Source organism: Pseudomonas germanica (assembly GCF_019614655.1).
In the GTDB taxonomy this organism is placed as follows: domain Bacteria; phylum Pseudomonadota; class Gammaproteobacteria; order Pseudomonadales; family Pseudomonadaceae; genus Aquipseudomonas; species Aquipseudomonas neuropathica.
Genome location: NZ_CP071586.1, coordinates 598,771 through 621,076, shown reverse-complemented (window position 1 = coordinate 621,076; position 22,306 = coordinate 598,771). Strand labels below are relative to the sequence as shown.

Here is a 22,306-nt window from a genome sequence, read left to right as displayed (position 1 = left end):
TCCATGACTACCACGCCTAAACCTTTGGTCCTGATGATTCTCGACGGCTTCGGTCACAGCGACAGCCCCGAATCCAACGCCGTTTTTGCGGCGAAGAAGCCTGTTCTGGATCGCCTGTGGGCCACTGTGCCCAACGGCTTGATTTCGGGCAGCGGCATGGACGTCGGCCTGCCGGACGGCCAGATGGGCAACTCCGAAGTCGGCCACATGAACCTTGGCGCCGGCCGCGTGGTGTATCAGGACTTTACCCGCGTGACCAAAGCGATCCGCGACGGCGAGTTCTTCGAGAACCCGACCATCTGCGCCGCTGTGGACAAAGCCGTGGCCGCCGGCAAAGCCGTGCACTTCATGGGCCTGCTCTCCGATGGCGGCGTGCACAGCCACCAGGATCACCTGATCGCCATGGCCGAACTGGCCTTCAAGCGCGGCGCCGAAAAAATCTACCTGCACGCTTTCCTTGACGGCCGCGACACCCCACCGAAAAGCGCTGCGTCGTCCATCGAACTACTCGATGCGACCTTCCAGGCACTGGGCAAGGGCCGTATCGCCAGCATCATCGGCCGCTACTTCGCCATGGACCGTGACAACCGCTGGGACCGTGTGGCTCAGGCCTACAACCTGATCGTCGACGGCAACAGCGAATTCCACGCCGCCACTGCGCAGGAAGGTCTGGAGGCTGCTTACGCTCGCGGCGAGAGCGACGAATTCGTCAAAGCCACGACCATCGGTGAGCCGGTGAAAGTCGAAGACGGCGACGCAGTGGTGTTCATGAACTTCCGCGCCGACCGCGCCCGCGAGCTGACTCGCGTGTTCGTCGAAGACGACTTCAAGGATTTCGAACGCGCGCGCCAGCCGAAACTGGCCGGTTTTGTGATGTTGACCCAATACGCAGCGAGCATCCCTGCACCCTCGGCGTTCGCCCCGGGCAGCCTGGAAAACGTCCTTGGCGACTATCTGGCGAAAAACGGCAAAACCCAGCTGCGCATCGCTGAAACCGAAAAATACGCCCACGTGACCTTCTTCTTCTCCGGCGGTCGTGAAGAACCGTTCCCGGGCGAAGAGCGCATCCTGATCCCGTCGCCGAAAGTCGCCACCTACGACTTGCAGCCGGAAATGAGCGCACCGGAAGTCACCGACTGTATCGTCGAAGCCATCGAAAACCAGCGCTATGACGTGATCGTGGTCAACTACGCCAACGGCGACATGGTTGGTCATAGCGGTGTGTTCGACGCGGCCGTGAAGGCTGTGGAATGCCTTGATACCTGCGTCGGGCGCATTGTCGAAGCGCTGGAAAAGGTTGGCGGCGAAGCGCTGATCACCGCTGACCACGGCAACGTCGAGCAAATGGCCGATGAATCCACCGGCCAGGCGCACACCGCGCACACCACCGAGCCGGTACCGTTCATTTATGTCGGCAAGCGCGACCTCAAGGTCCGTGAAGGCGGCGTGCTGGCGGACGTGGCACCAACCATGCTGAAGCTGCTGGGCCTGGAAAAACCGGCGGAAATGACCGGCACGTCTATCCTGGTGTAATCCGTCCGATCAACCACCACAAAACCCTGTGGGAGCTGGCTTGCCAGCGATAGCAATCTGACAGCCAACATCTATGTTGAATGTGCAGACGCCATCGCTGGCAAGCCAGCTCCCACAGTGGTTTATGGAGTTTTCGAAATGGAATTCGGTGTATTGCTTGGTCCAGTTATCACACAGCCCCAATTGGGCGTTTTTTTTGCAGCCTCGGGCGGGCATACTAGGCCGTCCATTACCCTGGTGCCGCCCGCCTCTATGCTTCGCGTCCTGATCGCCCTCGCTCTGACCTGCCTGCTCCAACCGGCTTTCGCTGACGAGCGCACGCAAACCCAACAACAGTTGGACGCAACGCGTCAGGACATTGCCGAGCTGAAAAAGCTGCTGAGCAAAGTCCAGGAAGAAAAGTCCGGCGTGCAGAAAGAGCTCAAGGGCACTGAAACCGAGCTGGGCAAGCTGCAGAAGCAGGTCGACGCGCTGCAGAAAGAACTGCAGAAAAGCGAATCCGAGCTGCAGCGACTCGATGCAGAGAAAAAAAAACTCCAGAGCGCGCGCACTGAACAGCAGCGACTGATCGCCATTCAGGCCCGCGCGGCCTATCAGAACGGTCGGCAGGAATACCTCAAGCTGCTGCTCAACCAGCAGAATCCCGAGAAATTCGCCCGCACCCTCACCTATTACGATTACCTGAGCCAGGCCCGCCTGGAACAGCTGAAGAACTTCAACGAAACCCTGCGCCAACTGGCCAATGTCGAAAAAGACATTGCCGCCCAACAGGCGCAATTGCTGGTACAGAAAAGCAGCCTCGATACCCAGCGCGACGAACTGGAAAATGTCCGCAAGGAACGCCAGCAAGTGCTCGCCAAGCTTAACGATGACGTGAAGGCCCGCGACCAGAAACTCGCCGCTCGCGAGCAAGATCAGGCAGACCTGTCTAAAGTCCTTAAAACCATTGAAGAAACCCTGGCCCGCCAGGCCCGTGAGGCAGAAGAAGCGCGGCAGAAAGCGCTGATCGCCCAGCAGGAAGCGGAAAAAAAGCGTTTGCGTGAGGCGCAGGCTGAAAACAGTGACGCCCCACGAAAACCCGCCAGATCCACTCCAGGCGCGCTGGTCTCCAGCAGCGGCGAAACCTTCGGTGGCCCTTTTGCTGCAACCCGGGGAAAACTTCCGTGGCCGGTTGATGGTCGATTGTTGGCACGCTTCGGCGAATCCCGTGGCGACGACGCCCGCACCAAGTGGGACGGCGTAATGATCAGCGCCTCCGCCGGCAGCCAGGTGCATGCCGTACACGGTGGTCGCGTGGTGTTCGCCGACTGGCTGCGCGGCGCCGGGCTGCTGGTGATCCTCGATCACGGCAACGGTTTTCTGAGTCTTTACGGTCACAACCAGACACTGCTCAAGTCGGCCGGTGACGTGGTTAAAGCCGGTGAGTCCATCTCCACTGTCGGTAACAGTGGCGGCCAGGACACATCAGCGCTGTATTTCGCAATTCGTCAGCAGGGTCACCCGAGTGATCCAGCACAATGGTGCCGCGCGCAAGGATAAGCGTGCCGCCTAATTCAGGAGTTCGTTCGACATGCTGCATTTGTCCCGCCTTACCTCGCTGGCCCTGACGATCGCCCTGGTGATCGGCGCGCCTCTGGCGTTCGCCGCTCAACCGGCCCCGGCCGTCGCTCCGGCAGGCACTGCCGCGACTTCCAAGGCTCCGTTGCCGCTGGAAGAATTGCGCACCTTTGCCGAGGTCATGGACCGGATCAAAGCCGCTTACGTCGAGCCGGTGGACGACAAGACCCTGCTGGAAAACGCGATCAAGGGCATGCTCAGCAACCTTGATCCGCACTCGGCGTACCTCGGCCCTGAAGATTTCACCGAACTGCAGGAAAGCACCAGCGGTGAGTTCGGTGGTCTGGGCATCGAAGTCGGCGCCGAAGACGGTTTCATCAAAGTTGTCTCGCCAATCGATGACACCCCGGCGTCGAAGGCCGGCATTCAGGCCGGCGACTTCATCGTCAAGATCAACGGCCAGCCGACGCGCGGCCAGACCATGACCGAAGCCGTCGACAAAATGCGCGGCAAGATCGGCCAGAAAATCACCCTGACCCTGGTACGCGACGGCGGCACGCCGTTCGACGTGACCCTCGCCCGCGCGGTGATTCAGGTGAAGAGCGTCAAGGCGCAGCTGCTGGAAACCGGTTATGCGTACATCCGCATCACCCAGTTCCAGGTCAAGACCGGCGAAGAGGTTTCCAAGGCTCTGGCCAAGCTGCGCAAGGACAACGGCAAGAAGCTCAACGGCATCATTCTCGACCTGCGTAACAACCCGGGCGGCGTGTTGCAGGCAGCAGTGGAAGTGGTCGACCACTTCATCACCAAAGGCCTGATCGTCTACACCAAAGGCCGAATCGCCAATTCCGAACTGCGTTTCTCGGCCACCGGCAAAGACGAAAGCGAAGCCGTGCCGATGGTCGTGTTGATCAACGGTGGCAGTGCCTCGGCTTCGGAAATCGTCGCCGGCGCCCTGCAGGATCAGAAACGTGCGGTGGTCATGGGCACCACCAGTTTTGGCAAGGGCTCGGTGCAAACCGTGCTGCCGCTGAACAATGACCGCGCGCTGAAAATTACCACCGCGCTGTACTTCACGCCGAATGGCCGCTCGATTCAGGCACAGGGCATCGTGCCGGACATCGAAGTGCGCAAAGCCAAGATCACCAACGAGGCCGATGGCGATTACTTCAAAGAAGCCGACCTGCAAGGTCACCTGGGCAACGGCAACGGCGGCGCAGACAAGCCGACAGGTTCCGGCGGCAAGGCCAAGGCGATGCCGCAGGATGACGATTACCAATTGGCCCAGGCCCTGAGCCTGCTCAAAGGGCTGAGCATCACGTCCGGCCGTTGAGGATGTCTTTGCGTCTCCTCTTCGTTCTGTTGTGCTGTCTGGCGGGTGCTGCTCATGCAGAGCCCGCCAGCCCAAAGCCACACAAAGCCTATCTGACACTGATCATCGACGACCTGGGGCAGAACCTGCCCCGGGATCGCCGCGTGCTGGCCCTGCCCGGCCCGGTGACCACGGCGATCATGCCGGACACCCCGCACGCCACCGAGTTTGCCCGCGAAGCCCATCGCGCCGGCAAGATCGTTATCCTGCACATGCCCATGGACCCGGCCACCGGCCCCTATGCATGGCACCCTGAACTGCCCATCGAAGAACTGGAAAAACGCCTCAACGCCGCGTTCAAAATGGTCCCCTACACTGCCGGCATCAATAACCACATGGGCAGCCGCATGACTGCGCAACCGGTGGCGATGGCCTGGTTGATGGGCGAACTGCAGCGTCGGCACAAGTTCTTCGTCGACAGCCGCACCAGCGCCCAGACCGTGGCGGCGCAGCAGGCGCAGAAGATCGATCTGGCCAGTGTCTCGCGGGACGTGTTTCTTGATGACGAGCGCACTGAGGCAGCGATCTACACGCAGTTGCAGACCGCGATCAGCCTGGCGCGCAAGCAGGGTTCGGCGGTGATGATCGGCCATCCCTATCCGCAGACACTGGCAGTGCTGGAGCGCGAACTGCCGAAGTTGAAGAGCCAGGGAATCGACTGGATCGATATCAAACAGATGATCAGCGTGCGCAGCAATCGCGCCATGGCCAGTCATGGTAAAGACGGGGTTTATCGGTAATACCCTGTGACGCTAGCACATACATAGTTACCACCCGGAAACCGTCCCCATTCCCGATAGTGCGACCTGCAACAGGTCGCTACGCCCTCGCGTCGCTTTCAACTATCAGGAATCATCATGACTATTGAAGACAACACCGCAGCGCATCCCATACCCATGGAACCGATCATGCAGGACAATCTGCTGATCAACTTCACCACGGAGTTTCACCGGGTCTGGAGCACTAACGGCTCAAAAGCCAAACCCGCCACATTCTGGCGCCCCACCCCTGCTCCGGATGCATTGCCGGGCTACTTTCCGCTGGGCGACGTGCTCTTTCCCGGCGACGCCAATATCAATGGCGAAATGGTCGCAGCAGTAGTCTGCGAGAAAGATATGGAAGGGTCCTTAAGCACTAAAGGAAAGGCACTGGCCCGCCCTGCCGATTTTGAACTGGTCTGGAAAGAAACCGGAGCGCCCAGTGTCACTCGCATGTCGATCTGGCGACCTCTGGCACCCGTCGGTTACGTCGCTCTGGGGCTCGTGTGCTCCAACGATCACTGCAAACCTTCGTTGAACTCGGTGCGCTGCGTCAGGCTCGACCTGGTCATAGCGGCGAACGTCGGTGATCTGATCTGGAATGACAAGGGCAGCGGCGCCAAGCTCAGTTTCAGCGCTTTTGGCATCGAACCTTCGACTGCCGCCGCAGGCGACATCCATTTTGCGCCCGGCACCTTCGTGGGCATCCAGGGCTACAGCAAGCCTGCAGCACCTTCGACGGCGTATGGCTTGCGCATGCAAATCCCGCTGCAAGTCAGCGCATCGCCGCAAATTCCGACCCTCACCGGATACACGAAGCCCGTAGTGAACGAACCCGCCATCGTCACCCAGATTGCCCGCCTGCCTTGGTTCGCAGTGCGAGATCATGCTCATCCCGGCGAACAGTTTCGCAATTCGCCTTACTACGAACTGAAGAGAACTGACGAATATGTGCTCATTGGCCACGAGCGCAATGAATCGGACAAGTATCGGGCCGTTAAATGGACAGCACCACGTCTGCAGAACGCGGTGACAATGCGTATGTTCCATAGTTTTACCGCCATGGAAATCGTCAAAGCCTGGCCGACCGTGCCTCTCAGCGATATCCGCATGACAAAATTCTCGGCCTGCCTGCCAAAAAGTTTGACCCGCACTGAAACGTCTTCCAACGGTTGGAACGAGCTACGACCTCAAGTGGTGATTGCCATGGCGCCGAAGCAAACATCCGTCGCGGTTTATCAGATGCAAAGCCATTACGAGTTGGTACGGGAAGACGGTACTCAAGTGGCGGTCGACTTTGGTTATACCGATGATTCAAGCGTTCTGCTGACGCAATATCCGCCGGAGTTCGTCGAGCTCGCCAGCGCGTGTCCGCCGCTGACGACAGACACCCCGACAATATCTGGCACCGATGGCGCCAACGCTAAAGAGCAGCCATCATCGGGCCCGGATGTCGTTATAGATACCGCCCCATGATTTCGTCCACCACGCCTTCTTTGCGCAACTGATCCAGCGCAGCCTGAAGCTTGGCGACCACTTCGTCGGAGACGTCCTTGTTCAGCGCCAGATACAGTTCTGCACTGTTGAAACGCAGCACGGTCTTGAGACCGGTGACACCGTCCTGCCGCGCCAGATAACGCCCGGCAGGATCACCGGTGGCCCACAGGTCGATCTGACCATTGACCAGTTTCTTCGCGTTGTCCTGATCGCGCAGCACGACTATCGGCTTCAGACCTTGTTTGGTCAGTGTCTCGGCAATCGCATCACCCTTGTAGGCACCGATTTTGTACTGGCGCGCATCATTGAGGGTTTCGAGGGTGATCTTGCTGTCAGCCTTGGCCAGCATGATCCAGTCATCCGGACCGATCGGGCCGACCCATTTGAAGAGCTTTTCGCGGTCCGGCAGACGCGCCATCACGAAGGCGCCATAACCGGGATTTTCCAGAGCCAGTTTGTAGACGCGCTCCCAAGGAAAGCGCAGGGTCAGGCTGTAAGTGATGCCGGCACGCTGGAACACTTCGCGCACGATGTCGGTGGCGATGCCATTGATGTTCTCGCCTTGGGCGAAGTTCTTGCCGTTTTTCGCCATGTTATACGGCGGGAAATTTTCGGTAAGGAGCACCAGATCGGTGTCGGGACTGTTTTCGGCGCGGGCAGTGTTGATGAGCAACATCGATGCACTGGCGAGAACAAGAAGCAGGCGTTTGATCATGTCGGGCTACCGGAATCCATGGCGTGCCCAAGAGTGCCTTGGGTGCGCCATGCTGTCCACTGGCCTGTATGGTTTTCGATCCTGACCCGATTAAAAAGCATCAGCACGTGCTGACGTATCAAAAAAACAGCATGCGAAAGAACAGTTCTCAGCCGAATCAGAGATTTCTGCGGCCTTCACCGACCTCACATGTTTGACTTGCAGACAACAGCACTCACAACTAGTCACATTAGCCTGCACATACCGAACAGCACAACGAATTACACTCACCAGCGAAATACAGTTACTCCATTAATTCCTGAAATACGGTCAAGGATTGATCATGACTAATAAAGCCCGAATATTTTTTGCGTGCTCAGCAATAGCACTCACACTTCCATTGATCTCCTGTGCAGGCACCACAGCCGAAGCGCCGGAAGCAATTCTGCTAAGTAACGCGGGTGGCGACTTTAATCACTGGAACGGCATTGGCAAAATTTTCAAAGACGATAGACCTTATTGCAGCGCATTCCTGCTAGACACTCGCGAAACAGGCAAAGAAGCAAACGGGCCAGCTTACGTAATGACCAATGCGCACTGCACTTCCATCAGAGTCGGCACAATCGCTGACATTGCTTATCAAGGTCAGATACAGTTCAATTTTTTCCATGACACACTCGCGGACGCCAAGCGTTATGACATCGACAAGGTCAATTGGGCCAGTTTCGCCAGTACTGATATCGCTATATTGCAGTTAGGCACCTCACTGGACAGCCTGCTGAAAGACGGAATAACCCCACTCAAGCTCGCGGCGGCAGCACCACGCAACGTCAGTCAGGTGAACCTGGTAAGCGCGCCAGCCACTGCAGCCGGCTTGAGGCTTTCCACCTGCACACAAGAGCCGACCCACACAACCCTGATCAAGTATTTGAACATTCACACCGACTACCAAAAGCAGAACTGCAAAGGAATTGAGCCTGGCTCATCGGGCGCTCCGGTGATCGATGCTGAAACGGGACAAGTGACCGGCATATTATCCGGCACTACTTACGGTATTCCTTCGGATGACTTGTGTTTCTGGCATGGTCTGTGTGGAGATAAAAATACACAATCTCTATTGCCGCATCAGGCTAGCCAAAGTTTTCCTGTCGACTATCTGACTGCTTGTTTCGTTAATGGAACATTCCGTCTCGACACAGAAAACTGCGCACTCACTCCCAACTCAAACTTTCAGTTCAGATTAAACTCAAGAGCCATTACAGACATCGGACTGCACAAAACACCCAACAACACTAACCAGTCAGCGCCAAAATGGGATATCAATTTTTCCATGAGTACCGAGTTCTATCGCTTCAAGACTGTTCGTGATGCACAGACTTGTTATTCACCTGACCACTACAGCGACCGAATCAGTACAACCAACGCAAAAGTGCAATCAGAAATTGGCCGAGAACCCGGACTGCATTATTTATGTTTGATTGGCGTGAACTCAATCGATCAACAAGCCGATAGCCGACTTCTTGGAAACGCCCAAATCCTGGCAGCAAGAGTCGTAACTCCCGTTCCGATGCAATTACCCGCGCCGACACTCACCATTGAGCCAGACGGCGATTATCTTTTTATAAAGTACCGCGAAGAGGCGGATCGCAATCTCTGGACCCGGATATACACGGGCCCGACAGAAGAAACCAATTGCTCCGAGATCAATCCTGAGCACTACAGCAAAGTCGACGACGGGTTTTACACCCCCGTTCAGGCGCTGCCATTGACGCTATGCAGTTACACGATGGATCGAAACCTGAGTGTTTCAGAGGTTCGGACTGATCAGCTTTACCCTACGCAATCCCGGATAGCAGAATGAGCCATGTGGCGGGTCTCGCTCGACGCGAAGTCCGCCACAGCACCGATGGCCATCTAACGCATCACGATCCCGCGATGCGCCATATAGGCCTTGGCTTCCTGCACGGTGTATTCGCCGAAGTGGAAAATACTCGCTGCCAATACGGCGCTGGCATGGCCCTCGAGAATGCCGTCAGCCAAGTGCTGCAGATTGCCGACGCCGCCGGAAGCGATCACCGGGATGCCCAGCGCATCGCTGATCGCGCGGGTCACGCCGAGGTCGAAACCGTTTTTCATGCCGTCCTGATCCATGCTGGTCAGCAGGATCTCACCGGCACCGAGGCCTTCCATTTTCTTCGCCCACTCGACCGCGTCGAGGCCGGTTGGCTTGCGCCCGCCGTGGGTGAAGATTTCCCAGCGCGGGGTTTCGCCCGGGCCGGAGACTTTCTTCGCGTCGATGGCGACAACGATGCACTGCGAGCCGAAATGCTGCGCCGCTTCACCGACGAACTCCGGGTTGAACACGGCAGCGGTGTTGATCGACACCTTGTCCGCGCCGGCATTCAGCAGATTACGGATGTCCTGCACGGTACGCACGCCACCGCCGACGGTCAGCGGGATAAACACCTGGCTGGCCATGCGCTCGACAGTATGCAGCGTGGTGTCGCGACCATCGACGCTGGCGGTGATGTCGAGAAAGGTAATCTCGTCGGCACCCTGCTCGTCATAACGACGGGCGATTTCCACCGGGTCACCGGCGTCACGAATGTTTTCGAACTTCACACCTTTGACGACCCGGCCGTTGTCCACGTCCAGGCAAGGGATGATGCGTTTGGCCAGCGCCATGGTCAGTCCTCAGCCTTGGTACGAATCGCAGAAAGCTTGCGCTTCGGCGACGTCGAGGGTGCCTTCGTAAATCGCCCGGCCGGTGATGGCGCCGATGATGCCTGGTGCTTTGGCGTCGAGCAGCGACTTGATGTCACCCAGATTGTGGATGCCGCCGGAAGCGATCACCGGGATCTTGGTAGCAGCGGCCAGCGCAGCGGTGAACGGCACGTTGCAACCCTGCATCATGCCGTCTTTGGCGATGTCGGTATAAACGATCGAGGAGACGCCGTCGGCTTCAAACTGCTTGGCCAGATCGATGACCTGCACGGTGCTGATTTCAGCCCAGCCATCGGTGGCGACGAAACCGTCTTTGGCATCCAGACCGACGATGATCTTGCCCGGGAACGCGCGGCAGGCCTCAGCGACGAAGGCCGGATCTTTAACGGCTTTGGTACCGATGATCACGTAGCTGACGCCAGCCTTGACGTAGTGTTCGATGGTTTCCAGCGAACGAATGCCGCCACCGATCTGGATCGGCAATGTCGGATAGCGCTTGGCAATCGCAGTCACCACTTCGCCGTTGACTGGCTGGCCTTCGAACGCGCCATTCAGATCGACCAGATGCAGACGGCGGCAACCGCCCTCCACCCACTTGGCAGCCATGCTCACCGGGTCATCGGAGAACACTGTGGAATCTTCCATGCGGCCCTGGCGCAGACGTACGCAGGCACCGTCTTTAAGATCGATAGCGGGAATAATCAGCATCTGGCAAACCTTCAAATTTGAATGTTCAGCTTGGCTCGGAAATCAGTTTTTCTCGAGCGCCCACAGGTCGCTTTCGATGCTTTCAAACCGCTCTTTGAGGTGGGTCTGCACATCGAAAATCGCCCTGTTGTAATAGTGCGGAGCAATTTCGCGGGTAAATAACTCAAGAATTTCCGCCGCTTCGAACGACCCCAGGTCCAATTCGAAACGGTCTTCCATGAACCGCTGAATCTTGCGATTGGCCTCGTTCTCCTGTTCGGGAGTAAGGGTCAGGATCGGCGGTTTGGATTTCTTGGCAGCCATTTACCAGCGACCGTCCCACGCGGCGAAGTTCTGCAGTAATTGCAGGCCATGGGTATGGCTCTTCTCCGGGTGGAACTGCACGGCGAAGCGCGAGCCGTCGGCCAGCGCTGCAGCGAAGTCGACGCCATAGTGACCGCCACCGACCACCTGCCGCGCGTTGGCGGCGGCGATGTAGTAGCTGTGCACGAAGTAAAAACGCGCCATGTCCGGAATGTCGTGCCACAACGGGTGGCTGACCTTCTGCTTCACCTCGTTCCAGCCCATGTGCGGGACTTTCAGGTGCTCGCCGTCTTCATGCAGGTCTTTGCCGAAGAACTTCACCGCGCCCGGGAACAGGCCGATGCAGTCGACGCCGTCGTTCTCTTCACTGGTGTCGAGCAACGCTTGCATGCCGACACAGATACCGAGGAACGGACGATCCTGGCTGACTTCACGCACCAGTGAATCGAAGCCGAGGCGACGGATCTCCGCCATGCAGTCGCGAATCGCGCCAACACCGGGGAACACCACGCGGTCAGCTTCGCGAATCACGGCGGCATCGCTGGTGATCAGCACTTTACCGGCGCCGACGTGCTCGAGGGCCTTGGCCACCGAGTGCAAATTGCCCATGCCGTAATCGATAACTGCAACCGTCTGCATTACAGAACGCCTTTGGTCGATGGCATTTGCCCGGCCATGCGCTCATCCAGCTCGACAGCCATGCGCAGCGCGCGGCCGAAAGCCTTGAACACGGTTTCGATCTGGTGGTGGGTGTTGGTGCCACGCAGGTTGTCGATGTGCAGACTGACCAGCGCGTGGTTGACGAAGCCCTGGAAGAATTCCTGGAACAGGTCAACGTCGAAGCCGCCCACGGTGGCGCGGGTGTACGGCACATGCATCTGCAGGCCTGGACGACCGGAGAAGTCGATCACCACACGCGATAGCGCTTCGTCGAGCGGTACATAGGCATGACCGTAGCGACGGATGCCTTTTTTATCGCCGATGGCTTTGGCAAACGCCTGGCCGAGGGTGATACCGACGTCTTCCACCGTATGGTGGTCGTCGATATGCAGATCGCCCTTGCATTCAATATCCAGGTCGATCAACCCGTGACGGGCGATCTGATCCAGCATGTGCTCAAGAAAAGGAACACCGATATCGAATCGGGCCTTTCCGGTGCCATCAAGGTTGATCGAGGCTTTGATCTGGGTTTCCAGAGTGTCGCGCTCGACAGACGCCTTACGTTCGGCCATCACCAGCTCCGCAAAATCATTGGGCGAAAAAGGCAGCCATTATAGGCACGCGAGGCGCAAACAGAAACACGAGAGGTGAGATGGCTGACGGATAGAATGCCCGGCTGTCGCGGGTAGACATGTCCATACAAGCCATAAAGGGCAATGATCGCTCCCACGCTCTGCGTGGGAGTGCAGCCCCGGACGCTCTGCGTCCGCTTCGAATGTGACGCAGAGCGCCACGGGAGGCATTCCCACGCAGAGCGTGGGAACGATCAGGTAGAAACGAACTTAGTGAAACAGTACCGCCGTCTTCTGCAGGGTCACCCACACCCCCCACGCCAACGGAATACCCACCACCAGCCACGCAGCGATTGCCAGCGGCTTGCTGCCCGGCGCCGCTTTCCACTCCAGAACGGTGCTGGCGTCAGCACCTTTGTCGTGGCCCAGCGCCTGTTCGGCAGCCAGCTCAGCGTCAGTCATGAAGTACTTGTCGGCCACCGGACGCACCAGCAGGTTGCACAGGAAGCCCAGCACCAGCAGGCCTGCGAGGATGTACAGGGTGATGTCGTAAGCGGCAGCGCGCTCAACGCCGATGCTCAACTGATACTCACGCAGGTAGTTCACCAGCACCGGACCGAGCACGCCGGCCGCAGCCCAAGCGGTCAGCAAACGACCGTGGATCGCACCGACCATCTGCGTACCGAACAGGTCGGCCAGATACGCCGGCACCGTGGCAAAACCGCCGCCGTACATCGACAGAATGATGCAGAACGCCGCCACGAACAGCGCAACGTTGCCCAAATGGCCCATGTTCGGGATCAGCGCGTACAGGGCAAAACCCAGGGCGAAGAACACGAAGTAGGTGTTTTTGCGGCCCAGGTAGTCCGAGAACGAAGCCCAGAAGAAGCGGCCACCGATGTTGAACAGGCTGAGCAGACCGGTGAAACCGGCAGCAATCGCAGCGATCGAGGCCAGTTGCCCGGCGTCGAGCTGACCAAACGGCACATCGACACCCAGCAGTTTGCCGCCGAACACTTCCTGCAGCAGTGGCGAAGCCATGCCGAGGATGCCGATGCCGGCAGACACGTTCAGGCACAGCACCAGCCAGACCAGACGGAATTGCGGGGTTTTCCACGCCACATTCACGTGCACGTGACGGTGGGTGATCATCGAGTTCGAGGCTTTCTTCGCCGGAGCGGTCCAGCCTTCAGGTTTCCAGCCGGTTGGCGGGACACGGTAAGCCAGAGCACCACCGATCATGAACACGAAGTAGATCGCGGCCATGGCGACGAAGCTCTGCCAGACGCCGACACCGGTTGGCGAAGCGAAGTGGCTCATCAGCGCGGTTGCCAGCGGTGCACCGACCATCGCGCCGCCACCGAAGCCCATGATTGCCATGCCGGTAGCCATGCCGCGCTTATCCGGGAACCACTTGATCAGGGTCGAGACTGGCGAGATATAGCCAAGGCCCAGACCGATACCGCCGATCACGCCAGAGCCGAGCCACATCAGCCAGATCTGGTGGGTATAAATACCCAACGCGGAGATCAGCAGACCGCCGCACCAGCACAGTGCCGATACCACACCGGCCTTGCGCGGACCTGCGTGCTCCAGCCAGCCACCCCAGATCGCTGCCGAGCAGCCGAGGAAGATGAAGAACAGCGTGTAGATCCAGCCGAGCATCGAGATCGGCCAATCACATTGCGACGAGAACACTTGTGCGATGAAGCTCATGTCCGGTGCGCAAGCCACCGGAGCAGTCACCCCCAGCGCCTTGGACAGCGGCAACCAGAACACCGAGAAGCCGTAGGCCATGCCGATGCACAGGTGGATGGCCAGAGCGGCCGGTGGGACTAGCCAACGGTTGAAACCGGGCTTGGCGATGATGCGTTCCTTGGACAGGAACGCGGGCTGATCGGCTTTGAGGCCGTCCGCCGTGATGCTCGTGCTCATTGTGTATCCCCCAATTATTAGTATGGTTCGCCAGCCACTGTTCACCCCCGGCCTTTATGCACGCAGGCATGACCGTTTTTTGGGTGAAGCTCCTTGAAGGCGCGACGTTAAGTCGCAGAAGGACGGACGAACGGGCGAAGGTTACCATTTGCACGTGACAGAAAAACCAAACTGATATCACCTTTTTTCTGTCGTCTGATCTCGTATCACTCAGGAAAACGCCATGCCAATCGTCGTACAAGCGCTGAACGCCGCCAATTATCAGGACCAGGAGGATTTGCGGAAGATTTATCGCGACGCGCCGGACTGGCTGTTTGCGCCGTTTTCCGGTGAAAACAATCTGATCGACCGCACTCTCGCCGAGGGAAGTTTTATTGCCGGGCGTTTCAACGACCGCTTGCTCGGTGCCGCGCGCCTGCAGAGGCACCACGACGTTTGGTACTTGTCCCATTTATGCGTACGAAAAGTTACCCGTCGCCGTGGGGTTGCTGAACGGCTGGTGAACCAAGCGCAGAAAATGGCGTCGCAAGCGGGGGCTGAACTGCGTCTGCTGGCGCCTGCCGGGCATCCTGAAGCCTTGGCAATTGCAGCGAAGTTACACCTCCCGCTGGAGGTACTGGCAACATGACGCCACACCGAACCGGGCAATTGCAGCGCTATACTCCCCGGCTAAATTACGAATTCGACTAATTACAAGGACTCGCCCATGAAAGCGTTCGGCAAAATCCTGGGTCTGGTACTTCTCGGATTGTTGCTGATCATTGTGGCGGCAGGTTTTGCCCTGACCCACCTCTTCGATCCCAACGATTACAAAGACGAGATTCGCCAGATAGCCCGCGACAAGGCCCACATCGAGCTGACGCTCAATGGCGACATCGGCTGGAGCCTGTTCCCGTGGCTCGGCCTGGAACTGCACGAGGCCAGCGTTGCCACCCTGATCAATCCGACTGAACCGTATGCCGATTTGCAGATGCTCGGCCTGTCCGTGCGCGTGCTACCGCTGTTGCGCCGCGAAGTGCAAATGAGCGATGTCCGCGTTGAAGGACTGAACCTGCGCCTGAAACGCGACAAAAACGGCCACGGCAACTGGGAAGACATCGGCAAGGTGCCGACAGCCGCCGCACCTGCCGGCAGCCCGGCACCTGCCAGCGCAGCCACTGCAGAAGCGCCTGCCCAACCGGAAAAACCGCCACAGCCGATCCGCCTCGACATCGACAGCCTGACCGTCAACAACGCCCGCGTTGAATACAACGACGAGCTGACCGGCAAGCAATTCAGCGCCGAGAGCATCCAGTTGAGCACCGGCCCGGTACACGATTCGACGAATATTCCGGTGAAAGCCACGGCATTCCTCGGCACCAACCAGCCGGTCCTGCGCGTGCGTACCGAGCTCACTGGCGAGCTGCGCATCGAGCGCGCGCTGCAGCGCTACAGGTTCGAAGATATGAAGCTTTCCGGTGAATTGGCCGGCGATCCGTTGCAAGGCAAGACCATGACCTTCGCAGCTCAGGGCCAGTTATCGCTGGACAAAGCGGCGAACGTCGCCGAGTGGACCGGCATCAAGATCTCCGCCAACCAGTTGCGCGCGCTGGGTGAACTGAAAGCCAACGACCTCGACAAGACTCCGCAGATCTCTGGCGGCCTCTCCATCGCCCAGTTCGATCTGGCGAAATTCGTCGACAGCATCGGCCAGAAACTCCCGCCCATGGCCGAAGGCAGCCTGAGCAAAGTCGAACTGGTCAGCCGCGTGGCCGCCACGCCAACCAGCATTGCCTTCGACAATATCAATCTGAAACTCGACGACAGCAGCTTCAGCGGCCGCATCGCCGTCGAAGACTTCGCCAAACAATCGCTGCGGGCAATTCTCAAGGCCGATACGTTCAACGCTGACCGCTACCTGCCGCCGAAATCGGCACAAGCCAACAGCGCCACGCAAGTGCGTCAGGCCGAAGTCGCCAGCACCGAAGCCGATGCCATGGCCGGTGCCGGCTCCACGCCGCTGCCGGACAAACCGAGCAAAACCGCCTGGAGCACCGAGCGCCTGCTACCGGTTGAGCGCCTGGCCAAACTCGACGTCGACGCCGACCTGACTTTTGGCCAACTGACCCTCGACAAGTTGCCGATCCAGAACGCCGCACTGAAAGCCACCGGCCAAAGCGGCTTGCTGACCCTGACCAACCTGAGCGGGGAACTGTACAACGGCGGTTTCGCCGCCAATGGCACCCTCGATGTACGCCCGAGCGCGCCTGTGCTGAACCTGCAGACCAAGCTCAATCGCGTGCCTATAGAAAAAATCCTCGAAAGCCAAGGCAAGAACCCGCCGGTCAAAGGTCTGGTGACCCTCACCAGCAATATCACTGGCAGCGGCAACAGCCAGCAGGCGCTGATCGATACGCTTAACGGCAACGCCAGTTTCGTGATTAACAACGGCGTGCTGCTCAACGCCAATCTTGAACAGCAACTGTGCAAAGGCATCGCCACGCTTAACCGCAAAACCCTCAGCGGCGAACCACGCGGTAAAGACACGCCATTCCAGGAACTCAAGGGCAACCTGACTTTCCGCAATGGCATTGCCAGCAACCCGGACCTGAAAGTGCGCATCCCCGGCATGACCGTCAACGGTGACGGCGACATCGACTTGCGCGTGCTCGGCATGGACTATCGCGTCGGCATCATCGTCGAGGGTGACACCAGCGCCATACCGGATCCTGCGTGCCAGGTAGGCGAGAAATTCGTCGGTGTCGAATGGCCGCTGCGCTGCCGTGGTCCGCTGGAGCTGGGCGCCAAGGCCTGCCGCGTCGACAACGATCGCCTCGGTCAGGTCGCGACCAAACTGGCCGGCGACAAGCTCAGTGAAAAAATCGACGAAAAACTCGGTGACAAGGTCAGCCCGGAATTGAAAAACGCATTGAAGGGGCTGTTCAAGCGATGAGAGCGGAGCAATTTTCCACGGCGGTGCTGGATTGGTTCGACCGCCACGGCCGCCACGATCTGCCTTGGCAGCAGAACATCAACCCGTATCGGGTGTGGGTGTCGGAGATCATGTTGCAGCAGACCCAGGTCAGCACCGTGCTCAATTACTTCGACCGTTTCATGGCCGCGCTGCCGACGGTCGAAGCGCTGGCAGAAGCCCCCGAAGACGAAGTGCTGCACCTGTGGACCGGGCTGGGTTACTACACCCGCGCGCGCAATTTGCAGAAGACCGCGAAGATCGTCGTCAGCCAGTACGCTGGCGAGTTTCCGCGTGACGTTGAAAAGCTTACGGATCTACCGGGCATTGGTCTGTCCACTGCCGGCGCCATCGCGAGCATCAGCATGGGCCTGCGCGCGCCGATCCTCGACGGCAACGTCAAACGCGTGCTGGCACGCTTTACTGCGCAAGAGGGCTACCCCGGCGAGCCGAAGGTCGCCAAACAACTGTGGGCCACCGCTGAACGCTTTACGCCGCACGATCGGGTCAACGCCTACACCCAGGCGATGATGGATCTCGGCGCCACGCTGTGCACGCGTAGCAAACCGAGCTGCCTGCTGTGTCCGCTGGAACGTGGCTGCGAAGCGCACATGCTCGGCCTCGAAACCCGCTACCCGATTCCCAAGCCGCGCAAAACCATTCCGCAGAAGCGCACGCTGATGCCGATGCTGGCCAACGACGACGGCGCGATTCTGCTTTACCGTCGCCCCTCAAGCGGTTTGTGGGGCGGTCTGTGGAGCCTGCCGGAGCTCGACGACCTCGATGACCTGCAACATCTCGCCGATCAGCACTCGCTGACCATGGGCGAGCAGCAGGCCCTGCCGAACCTTGTTCACACGTTCAGCCATTTCCAGCTGTCCATCGAACCCTGGCTGGTTCAGGTGCAGGAGGCCGCCCATCACGTGGCCGAGGCCGACTGGCTCTGGTATAACCTCGCCACCCCGCCGCGCCTGGGCCTCGCCGCCCCGGTCAAAACCTTGCTCGAACGCGCGGCCGCCGTCTTGAATGCAGGAGAGTCGCCATGACCCGCACCGTAATGTGCCGCAAGTACAAAGAAGAATTGCCCGCGCTGGACCGCGCCCCTTTCCCGGGCGCCAAAGGTCAGGATATTTTTGACCACGTCTCGGCCAAGGCCTGGGCTGACTGGCAGAAACACCAAACCCTGCTGATCAACGAAAAGCGTCTGAACATGATGAACGCCGAAGACCGCAAATATCTTCAGGGCGAAATGGACAAGTACTTCTCCGGCGAGGAATACGCCAAGGCCGAAGGCTACGTTCCGCCTGCTGAGTAAACCCTGCAAAATCGGGGGCCGGATCGTAAGCGACGGAATTAATTTAAGAAATTTTAAAAAAGTCGTTGACGTAAATCCGAAAAACCCTTTTAATGCGCCCCGTTGCCCAGATAGCTCAGTCGGTAGAGCAGGGGATTGAAAATCCCCGTGTCGGCGGTTCGATTCCGTCTCTGGGCACCAAATACCGAAAACCCCTGATTCCGAAAGGTCTCGGGGGTTTTTACTTTTTGGAGTGCTGTAACCCGTCACGCATGAGTACACATGGCGGGTACACGATGGGATTTATGGCACAACCTTGGAAAGATCCCCGCACCGGGACCTACTACATTCGCCGCCGTATCCCGAAGGACATCAAGCCGCTCCTTCCTGAGGCAGGCGAGACTTACAAGCGCACCTTGGGCACCTAAGACACCCGCGAGGCAAAGACCCGTTTTGCAACTGCATGGGGTCAATCGGAAGAGTTCTTCCTGAACATCCGCCTCCAGCTTCCGGCGCTCACACCCCTATCCTTCAAGATGCTATTCAGCTCGCCGCGAGATGGGCGAAGGCTGAGCTTGATCATATGGAATCAACCGGAAGATTTGAGGGATACCTCGTCGGCTCGGGGGATGATGATTACGAGACGCTGCGCGACCTTCTCAGCTACAGAAGCCCGAAAGCCTTGCTTGGCTCCGACGGCCTGACCTTGCGTGATCGCCAGAACCTTGACCAGACAATAGCCGAGGAACTGGTGAAGATTTCCTTACCGATGCCCTTGCCCGATACGCCTTTCCACAGATATATCCAAGAGGCATTCTTAGCGCAGCATCTGGAACTGCCTGAGATTGCCTACAAGCGCCACTATGGCAATTACTCTGCAATCCTTTTGCTGCCTCACGAAGCCCCTTTGAGCATTGACAGAGCCAAGCCAGACAGCCCAGCAGAGACTTTATCGGTAGTCTTCGAGCATTGGCCTCGTAATCACCGTCACATGGGCGATGGTAAGCGCGACGTTGAAAAGACCGCTGGCGAATACCAGACCACAATCGTTCGATTCGTAGAGCTGCTGGGTGACCTCCCGGTTAAACAGATCAAGCGCAAGACCATTGAAGAGTTTTACGGTCTGCTTCGTCAGATGTCCTCCAGAGGTGAAGGCCTTAAAGCGCTCAACGCCTACGAGCAGATCGCCCGAGCGAAACAGCTTGATTTGCCTTTGCTGGGTAGCGCCACGATCAAGAACAAACTGATGGGGCTTTCTTCCGTCCTAGCCTACGCAGGGAAGATGGAATACATCACCGAGAACCCAGTGGTCGCGTCGGGCATCACGAAGTCATTACGAAAAGCGAGCGCCAAGCAATCACGCACCGCCACTCGGAAAGGCTACACCCAAGCAGAGCTCATTAAGGTTTTCTCCAGCCCGCTATTCAAAGGCCAGTGGGTCGCTCCTCGGGCATCGTTTGGTGAAGCTTGGAAATGGCTACCTCTCCTGCTCTGCTACACAGGCGCTGACGGGAAGAGATTGCCCAGATGAAAGCCAATGAGGTCCGCAAGTCCGAGGACGGCATCTGGTACTTGGACCTTCTAGGTATCTCTGAGGACGGCTCAGATGACGACAGACCTTGAAGACCAAGGGCAGTCATCGCTTGGTTGCTATCGATCAAGACCTCATCGACCTTGGCTTCTTGAAATACGTCGATTATTTACCTACCTCAGGACAACTTTTCCCGCCCCTCAAGCCCAACCCTACAGGCTGGTACGGACATAACTTCGGAAAACGATGGGGCGTGTACCTGCGTGACGTTGCCGAACTTGAGACGCCTGTTAGCCCCTCCCATGGGTTTCGCCACAGTTTCAAAACGATGTGCCGCGAAGTGGGTATCCCAGAGGAAATACATGACGCAATCACCGGTCACGATGATGGCTCTGTAAGTAGAAGCTACGGCGAGCGCCATTTGCTGAAGACCCAGCAGGAGCAATTGACTCGTCTACCGAGCATCGCACGCCTTGCAAGGCTGCTATCTTAAAGTCGAGCGATAGTTGATTCTGTCTTGGGAAGACTCTACAGATAGACGGCGGGTCGCTCAGCTTCCCAATAGGCCCTTGGTATGGAATCATAATGCCATGCCAATTGGACGATGTTGGGCAGAAAGGAATTCATGACATACATTTTCAGCAACGAGTTGACGGCCCTCTGCGACGGCGGACATCAATGCCCACCTCCTAACAGCGTCCATACTGACATTGAGGCTTGGAGGTGGGTTGCGAATCCCGCCACAGAGCGATGCTTCGAACCACAGGCAGTACGAAACCCTCGAAGATTACTCAGGGCAACGGACCTGCTCGAGAAATGCTCTTGCTGGGGCCTTTCTATGCACCTCTCTCGACAACAAAGCACAGCCGCTTTTCTAAGCCTAAAAAAACATATTCCCAACGCCGACAAGATTTTTGGCGGCCACAATGCACGGGTAAGAATCACTCCGACCGACGGAGCTTGCACGGCCCCAGACCGATATGGGCATTTTGATTTCCACCCCTTCCTCGACAACCAAGTTAGGAACGGCCTTTCAGACTTGGGCGAGATCACATGAGCTATCCAGTGATTCAAGGCCAGAAAGTAGATGGTCGATCCACGTCCAAGCATTGCTGGAACGCTGATCTAATCGATTTCGAAGGCCCGTTAGTCAGTCTGTACAAAGACGAGACAGGCGGTGATTTGCTATATTCTTGGGTCGATTGCACCAAGATTAGCAATAGGTGGTGCATCATTCCTATCGGACGCAAGTCGCTTAGAGACTATCTGGAACAGGAAACCACTCTCAGAGAAATATATTTGCGCTCTGACTGGGTAATGATATTTAACACTGGGAAATCCTCCAGACGAAGCAGCCTAATTAAAACTGTCTGGGAATCCCTACCACAGAGTTATCTCCCTACGGAAGACTCCTACCTCACTCCAGAGATAGCCACTCCTGATGCAGCGCGACTTGCGGAAGAAGTTAGCGAAGAGTACTTCTTAGGATTGAATGGTGATTTATATATAGACGATATTTCAATCATTCCCAAAATTTACCAACAACTATACTCTTTCCATTATGGGCTGGAGCACTTGGAGCGACAAGCTGTCCGGGAAACCGTTGATCGCCTTGGAGGCCGATGGACGGGAGGGCTGAGCTCGGTCAACCTATTCACAGGCTTGAATGCTGTGACACCATCCATTCACCGCGCAAAAGTAGTTGAGATGCGCTTCGCCTCACCCGGCCATATTAGGCTCGACCTGCTTCCAGACTTGGCGGAGCGGATTGAAACTGCAGCTAACAAGCTGGTCAATGAGGCAGATTTTACAGCTCTGGAGCAGTTTTACTCCACAGTGTATAGTTATTTCCGAGAGCATCGAATTTCAGGTTTCGACGACGAACACACAATTAGAACTATAGATCTTCCTGAAACTGTGATTCAACGTCTGCAAGAGTATGTTGTACTATTCTTTCGATTAATGGGATGGAACGATTATACAGCGAGGTTTTCCATCCTAAATATTGATGCATTCCACCAGCTAAAAGTTCTACTTGCTTATTATCGTCGACTGAAGCGACTGAGGCCGTATCTGCAAAGCGGAAACTTGACATTGGGTTCCTCCCCTTTAGAAGGACACGAAGACGAAGGAAACGAAAAGTCCTGACGCGGCGCTACCCCACCTCAAATAATCTTGAGTTTTCTTTAGAGCAATGCCGCGCACTTGTTGGCCTCAT

At 57.6% G+C, this 22,306-nt stretch carries 20 protein-coding genes and 1 tRNA gene; 14 read left to right on the top strand and 7 right to left on the bottom strand.

Translation table 11 applies throughout. The features are described 5' to 3' along the window. The first annotated feature begins 3 nt into the window (after positions 1–3). The 5 genes from gpmI to J0G10_RS02715 all read left to right on the top strand — a co-directional run bounded on the left by gpmI (position 4) and on the right by J0G10_RS02715 (position 6,696). Positions 4–1,533, top strand: a complete 1,530-nt coding sequence (gene gpmI, locus J0G10_RS02735; RefSeq protein WP_220557356.1) for a 2,3-bisphosphoglycerate-independent phosphoglycerate mutase — start codon at positions 4–6, stop codon at positions 1,531–1,533. A 252-nt stretch (positions 1,534–1,785) separates the two neighbouring features. After that, positions 1,786–3,072: a murein hydrolase activator EnvC family protein gene (locus J0G10_RS02730; protein WP_095047166.1), complete on the top strand. Its 1,287-nt coding sequence runs from the start codon at positions 1,786–1,788 to the stop codon at positions 3,070–3,072. Positions 3,073–3,103: 31 nt separating this feature from the next. Further along, positions 3,104–4,423 carry a S41 family peptidase gene (locus tag J0G10_RS02725; protein WP_095047165.1) on the top strand — a complete coding sequence of 440 codons (1,320 nt, stop codon included), beginning with the start codon at positions 3,104–3,106 and terminating at the stop codon, positions 4,421–4,423. Positions 4,424–4,425: 2 nt separating this feature from the next. After that, positions 4,426–5,202 carry a divergent polysaccharide deacetylase family protein gene (locus tag J0G10_RS02720; protein ID WP_095047164.1) on the top strand — a complete coding sequence of 259 codons (777 nt, stop codon included), beginning with the start codon at positions 4,426–4,428 and terminating at the stop codon, positions 5,200–5,202. Positions 5,203–5,319: 117 nt separating this feature from the next. After that, positions 5,320–6,696, top strand: a complete 1,377-nt coding sequence (locus J0G10_RS02715; RefSeq protein WP_220557355.1) for a Vps62-related protein — start codon at positions 5,320–5,322, stop codon at positions 6,694–6,696. Here the strand turns inward: J0G10_RS02715 and J0G10_RS02710 are convergent. Then, positions 6,677–7,432, bottom strand: a complete 756-nt coding sequence (locus tag J0G10_RS02710) for a substrate-binding periplasmic protein (protein ID WP_095047162.1) — start codon at positions 7,430–7,432, stop codon at positions 6,677–6,679. The genes J0G10_RS02715 and J0G10_RS02710 overlap by 20 nt on opposite strands. Before the next feature lie 322 nt (positions 7,433–7,754). Between J0G10_RS02710 and J0G10_RS02705 the strand changes: the two genes are divergently transcribed. Next, positions 7,755–9,272 carry a S1 family peptidase gene (locus J0G10_RS02705; RefSeq protein WP_220557353.1) on the top strand — a complete coding sequence of 506 codons (1,518 nt, stop codon included), beginning with the start codon at positions 7,755–7,757 and terminating at the stop codon, positions 9,270–9,272. 53 nt (positions 9,273–9,325) lie between these two features. Here J0G10_RS02705 and hisF read toward each other — a convergent pair whose 3' ends face one another. The 6 genes from hisF to J0G10_RS02675 form a co-directional block, all read right to left on the bottom strand. Continuing rightward, a complete protein-coding gene (gene hisF, locus J0G10_RS02700) occupies positions 9,326–10,096 on the bottom strand; it encodes an imidazole glycerol phosphate synthase subunit HisF (protein ID WP_007897430.1) in 771 nt (256 codons plus the stop codon). 9 nt (positions 10,097–10,105) lie between these two features. Then, positions 10,106–10,843 carry a 1-(5-phosphoribosyl)-5-[(5-phosphoribosylamino)methylideneamino]imidazole-4-carboxamide isomerase gene (hisA, locus tag J0G10_RS02695; protein ID WP_003220753.1) on the bottom strand — a complete coding sequence of 246 codons (738 nt, stop codon included), beginning with the start codon at positions 10,841–10,843 and terminating at the stop codon, positions 10,106–10,108. Between the two features lie 42 nt (positions 10,844–10,885). After that, entirely contained in the window at positions 10,886–11,146 is a 261-nt protein-coding gene (locus tag J0G10_RS02690; RefSeq protein ID WP_003220751.1) for a DUF2164 domain-containing protein, read from the bottom strand. Next, positions 11,147–11,785 (bottom strand): imidazole glycerol phosphate synthase subunit HisH, encoded by a 639-nt coding sequence (gene hisH / locus J0G10_RS02685; RefSeq protein WP_007909206.1) that lies wholly within the window; start codon positions 11,783–11,785, stop codon positions 11,147–11,149. Further along, entirely contained in the window at positions 11,785–12,378 is a 594-nt protein-coding gene (gene hisB, locus J0G10_RS02680; protein WP_007909204.1) for an imidazoleglycerol-phosphate dehydratase HisB, read from the bottom strand. Before hisB ends, hisH begins: the two co-directional genes overlap by 1 nt. Positions 12,379–12,648: 270 nt before the next feature. Continuing rightward, the gene (locus tag J0G10_RS02675) at positions 12,649–14,313 is read right to left on the bottom strand and encodes an OFA family MFS transporter (RefSeq protein ID WP_095047160.1); all 1,665 of its coding nucleotides are present in this window, start codon (positions 14,311–14,313) and stop codon (positions 12,649–12,651) included. A 223-nt stretch (positions 14,314–14,536) separates the two neighbouring features. On the opposite strand from J0G10_RS02675, the gene J0G10_RS02670 reads away from it, so the two are divergent. From J0G10_RS02670 to J0G10_RS02640, 8 genes are all read left to right on the top strand, one after another. Then, a complete protein-coding gene (locus tag J0G10_RS02670; protein WP_093430030.1) occupies positions 14,537–14,941 on the top strand; it encodes an acetyl-CoA sensor PanZ family protein in 405 nt (134 codons plus the stop codon). Positions 14,942–15,019: 78 nt separating this feature from the next. Further along, positions 15,020–17,245 carry an AsmA family protein gene (locus J0G10_RS02665; RefSeq protein ID WP_220557351.1) on the top strand — a complete coding sequence of 742 codons (2,226 nt, stop codon included), beginning with the start codon at positions 15,020–15,022 and terminating at the stop codon, positions 17,243–17,245. Beyond that, positions 17,242–18,309, top strand: coding sequence for an A/G-specific adenine glycosylase (gene mutY, locus J0G10_RS02660; RefSeq protein WP_095047158.1), 1,068 nt, complete (start codon positions 17,242–17,244; stop codon positions 18,307–18,309). Before J0G10_RS02665 ends, mutY begins: the two co-directional genes overlap by 4 nt. Then, positions 18,306–18,578, top strand: coding sequence for an oxidative damage protection protein (locus J0G10_RS02655; protein ID WP_016986336.1), 273 nt, complete (start codon positions 18,306–18,308; stop codon positions 18,576–18,578). The genes mutY and J0G10_RS02655 overlap by 4 nt, the downstream gene beginning before the upstream one ends. Before the next feature lie 104 nt (positions 18,579–18,682). After that, positions 18,683–18,758: transfer RNA gene (locus J0G10_RS02650), tRNA-Phe, on the top strand. 382 nt (positions 18,759–19,140) lie between these two features. Further along, positions 19,141–20,088 carry a site-specific integrase gene (locus J0G10_RS29930; RefSeq protein WP_245398015.1) on the top strand — a complete coding sequence of 316 codons (948 nt, stop codon included), beginning with the start codon at positions 19,141–19,143 and terminating at the stop codon, positions 20,086–20,088. An 88-nt stretch (positions 20,089–20,176) separates the two neighbouring features. Next, positions 20,177–20,581: a site-specific integrase gene (locus tag J0G10_RS29925; protein ID WP_245398014.1), complete on the top strand. Its 405-nt coding sequence runs from the start codon at positions 20,177–20,179 to the stop codon at positions 20,579–20,581. A gap of 560 nt (positions 20,582–21,141) precedes the next feature. After that, a complete protein-coding gene (locus J0G10_RS02640) occupies positions 21,142–22,236 on the top strand; it encodes a hypothetical protein (RefSeq protein WP_220557349.1) in 1,095 nt (364 codons plus the stop codon). The last annotated feature ends 70 nt before the right edge of the window (positions 22,237–22,306 follow it).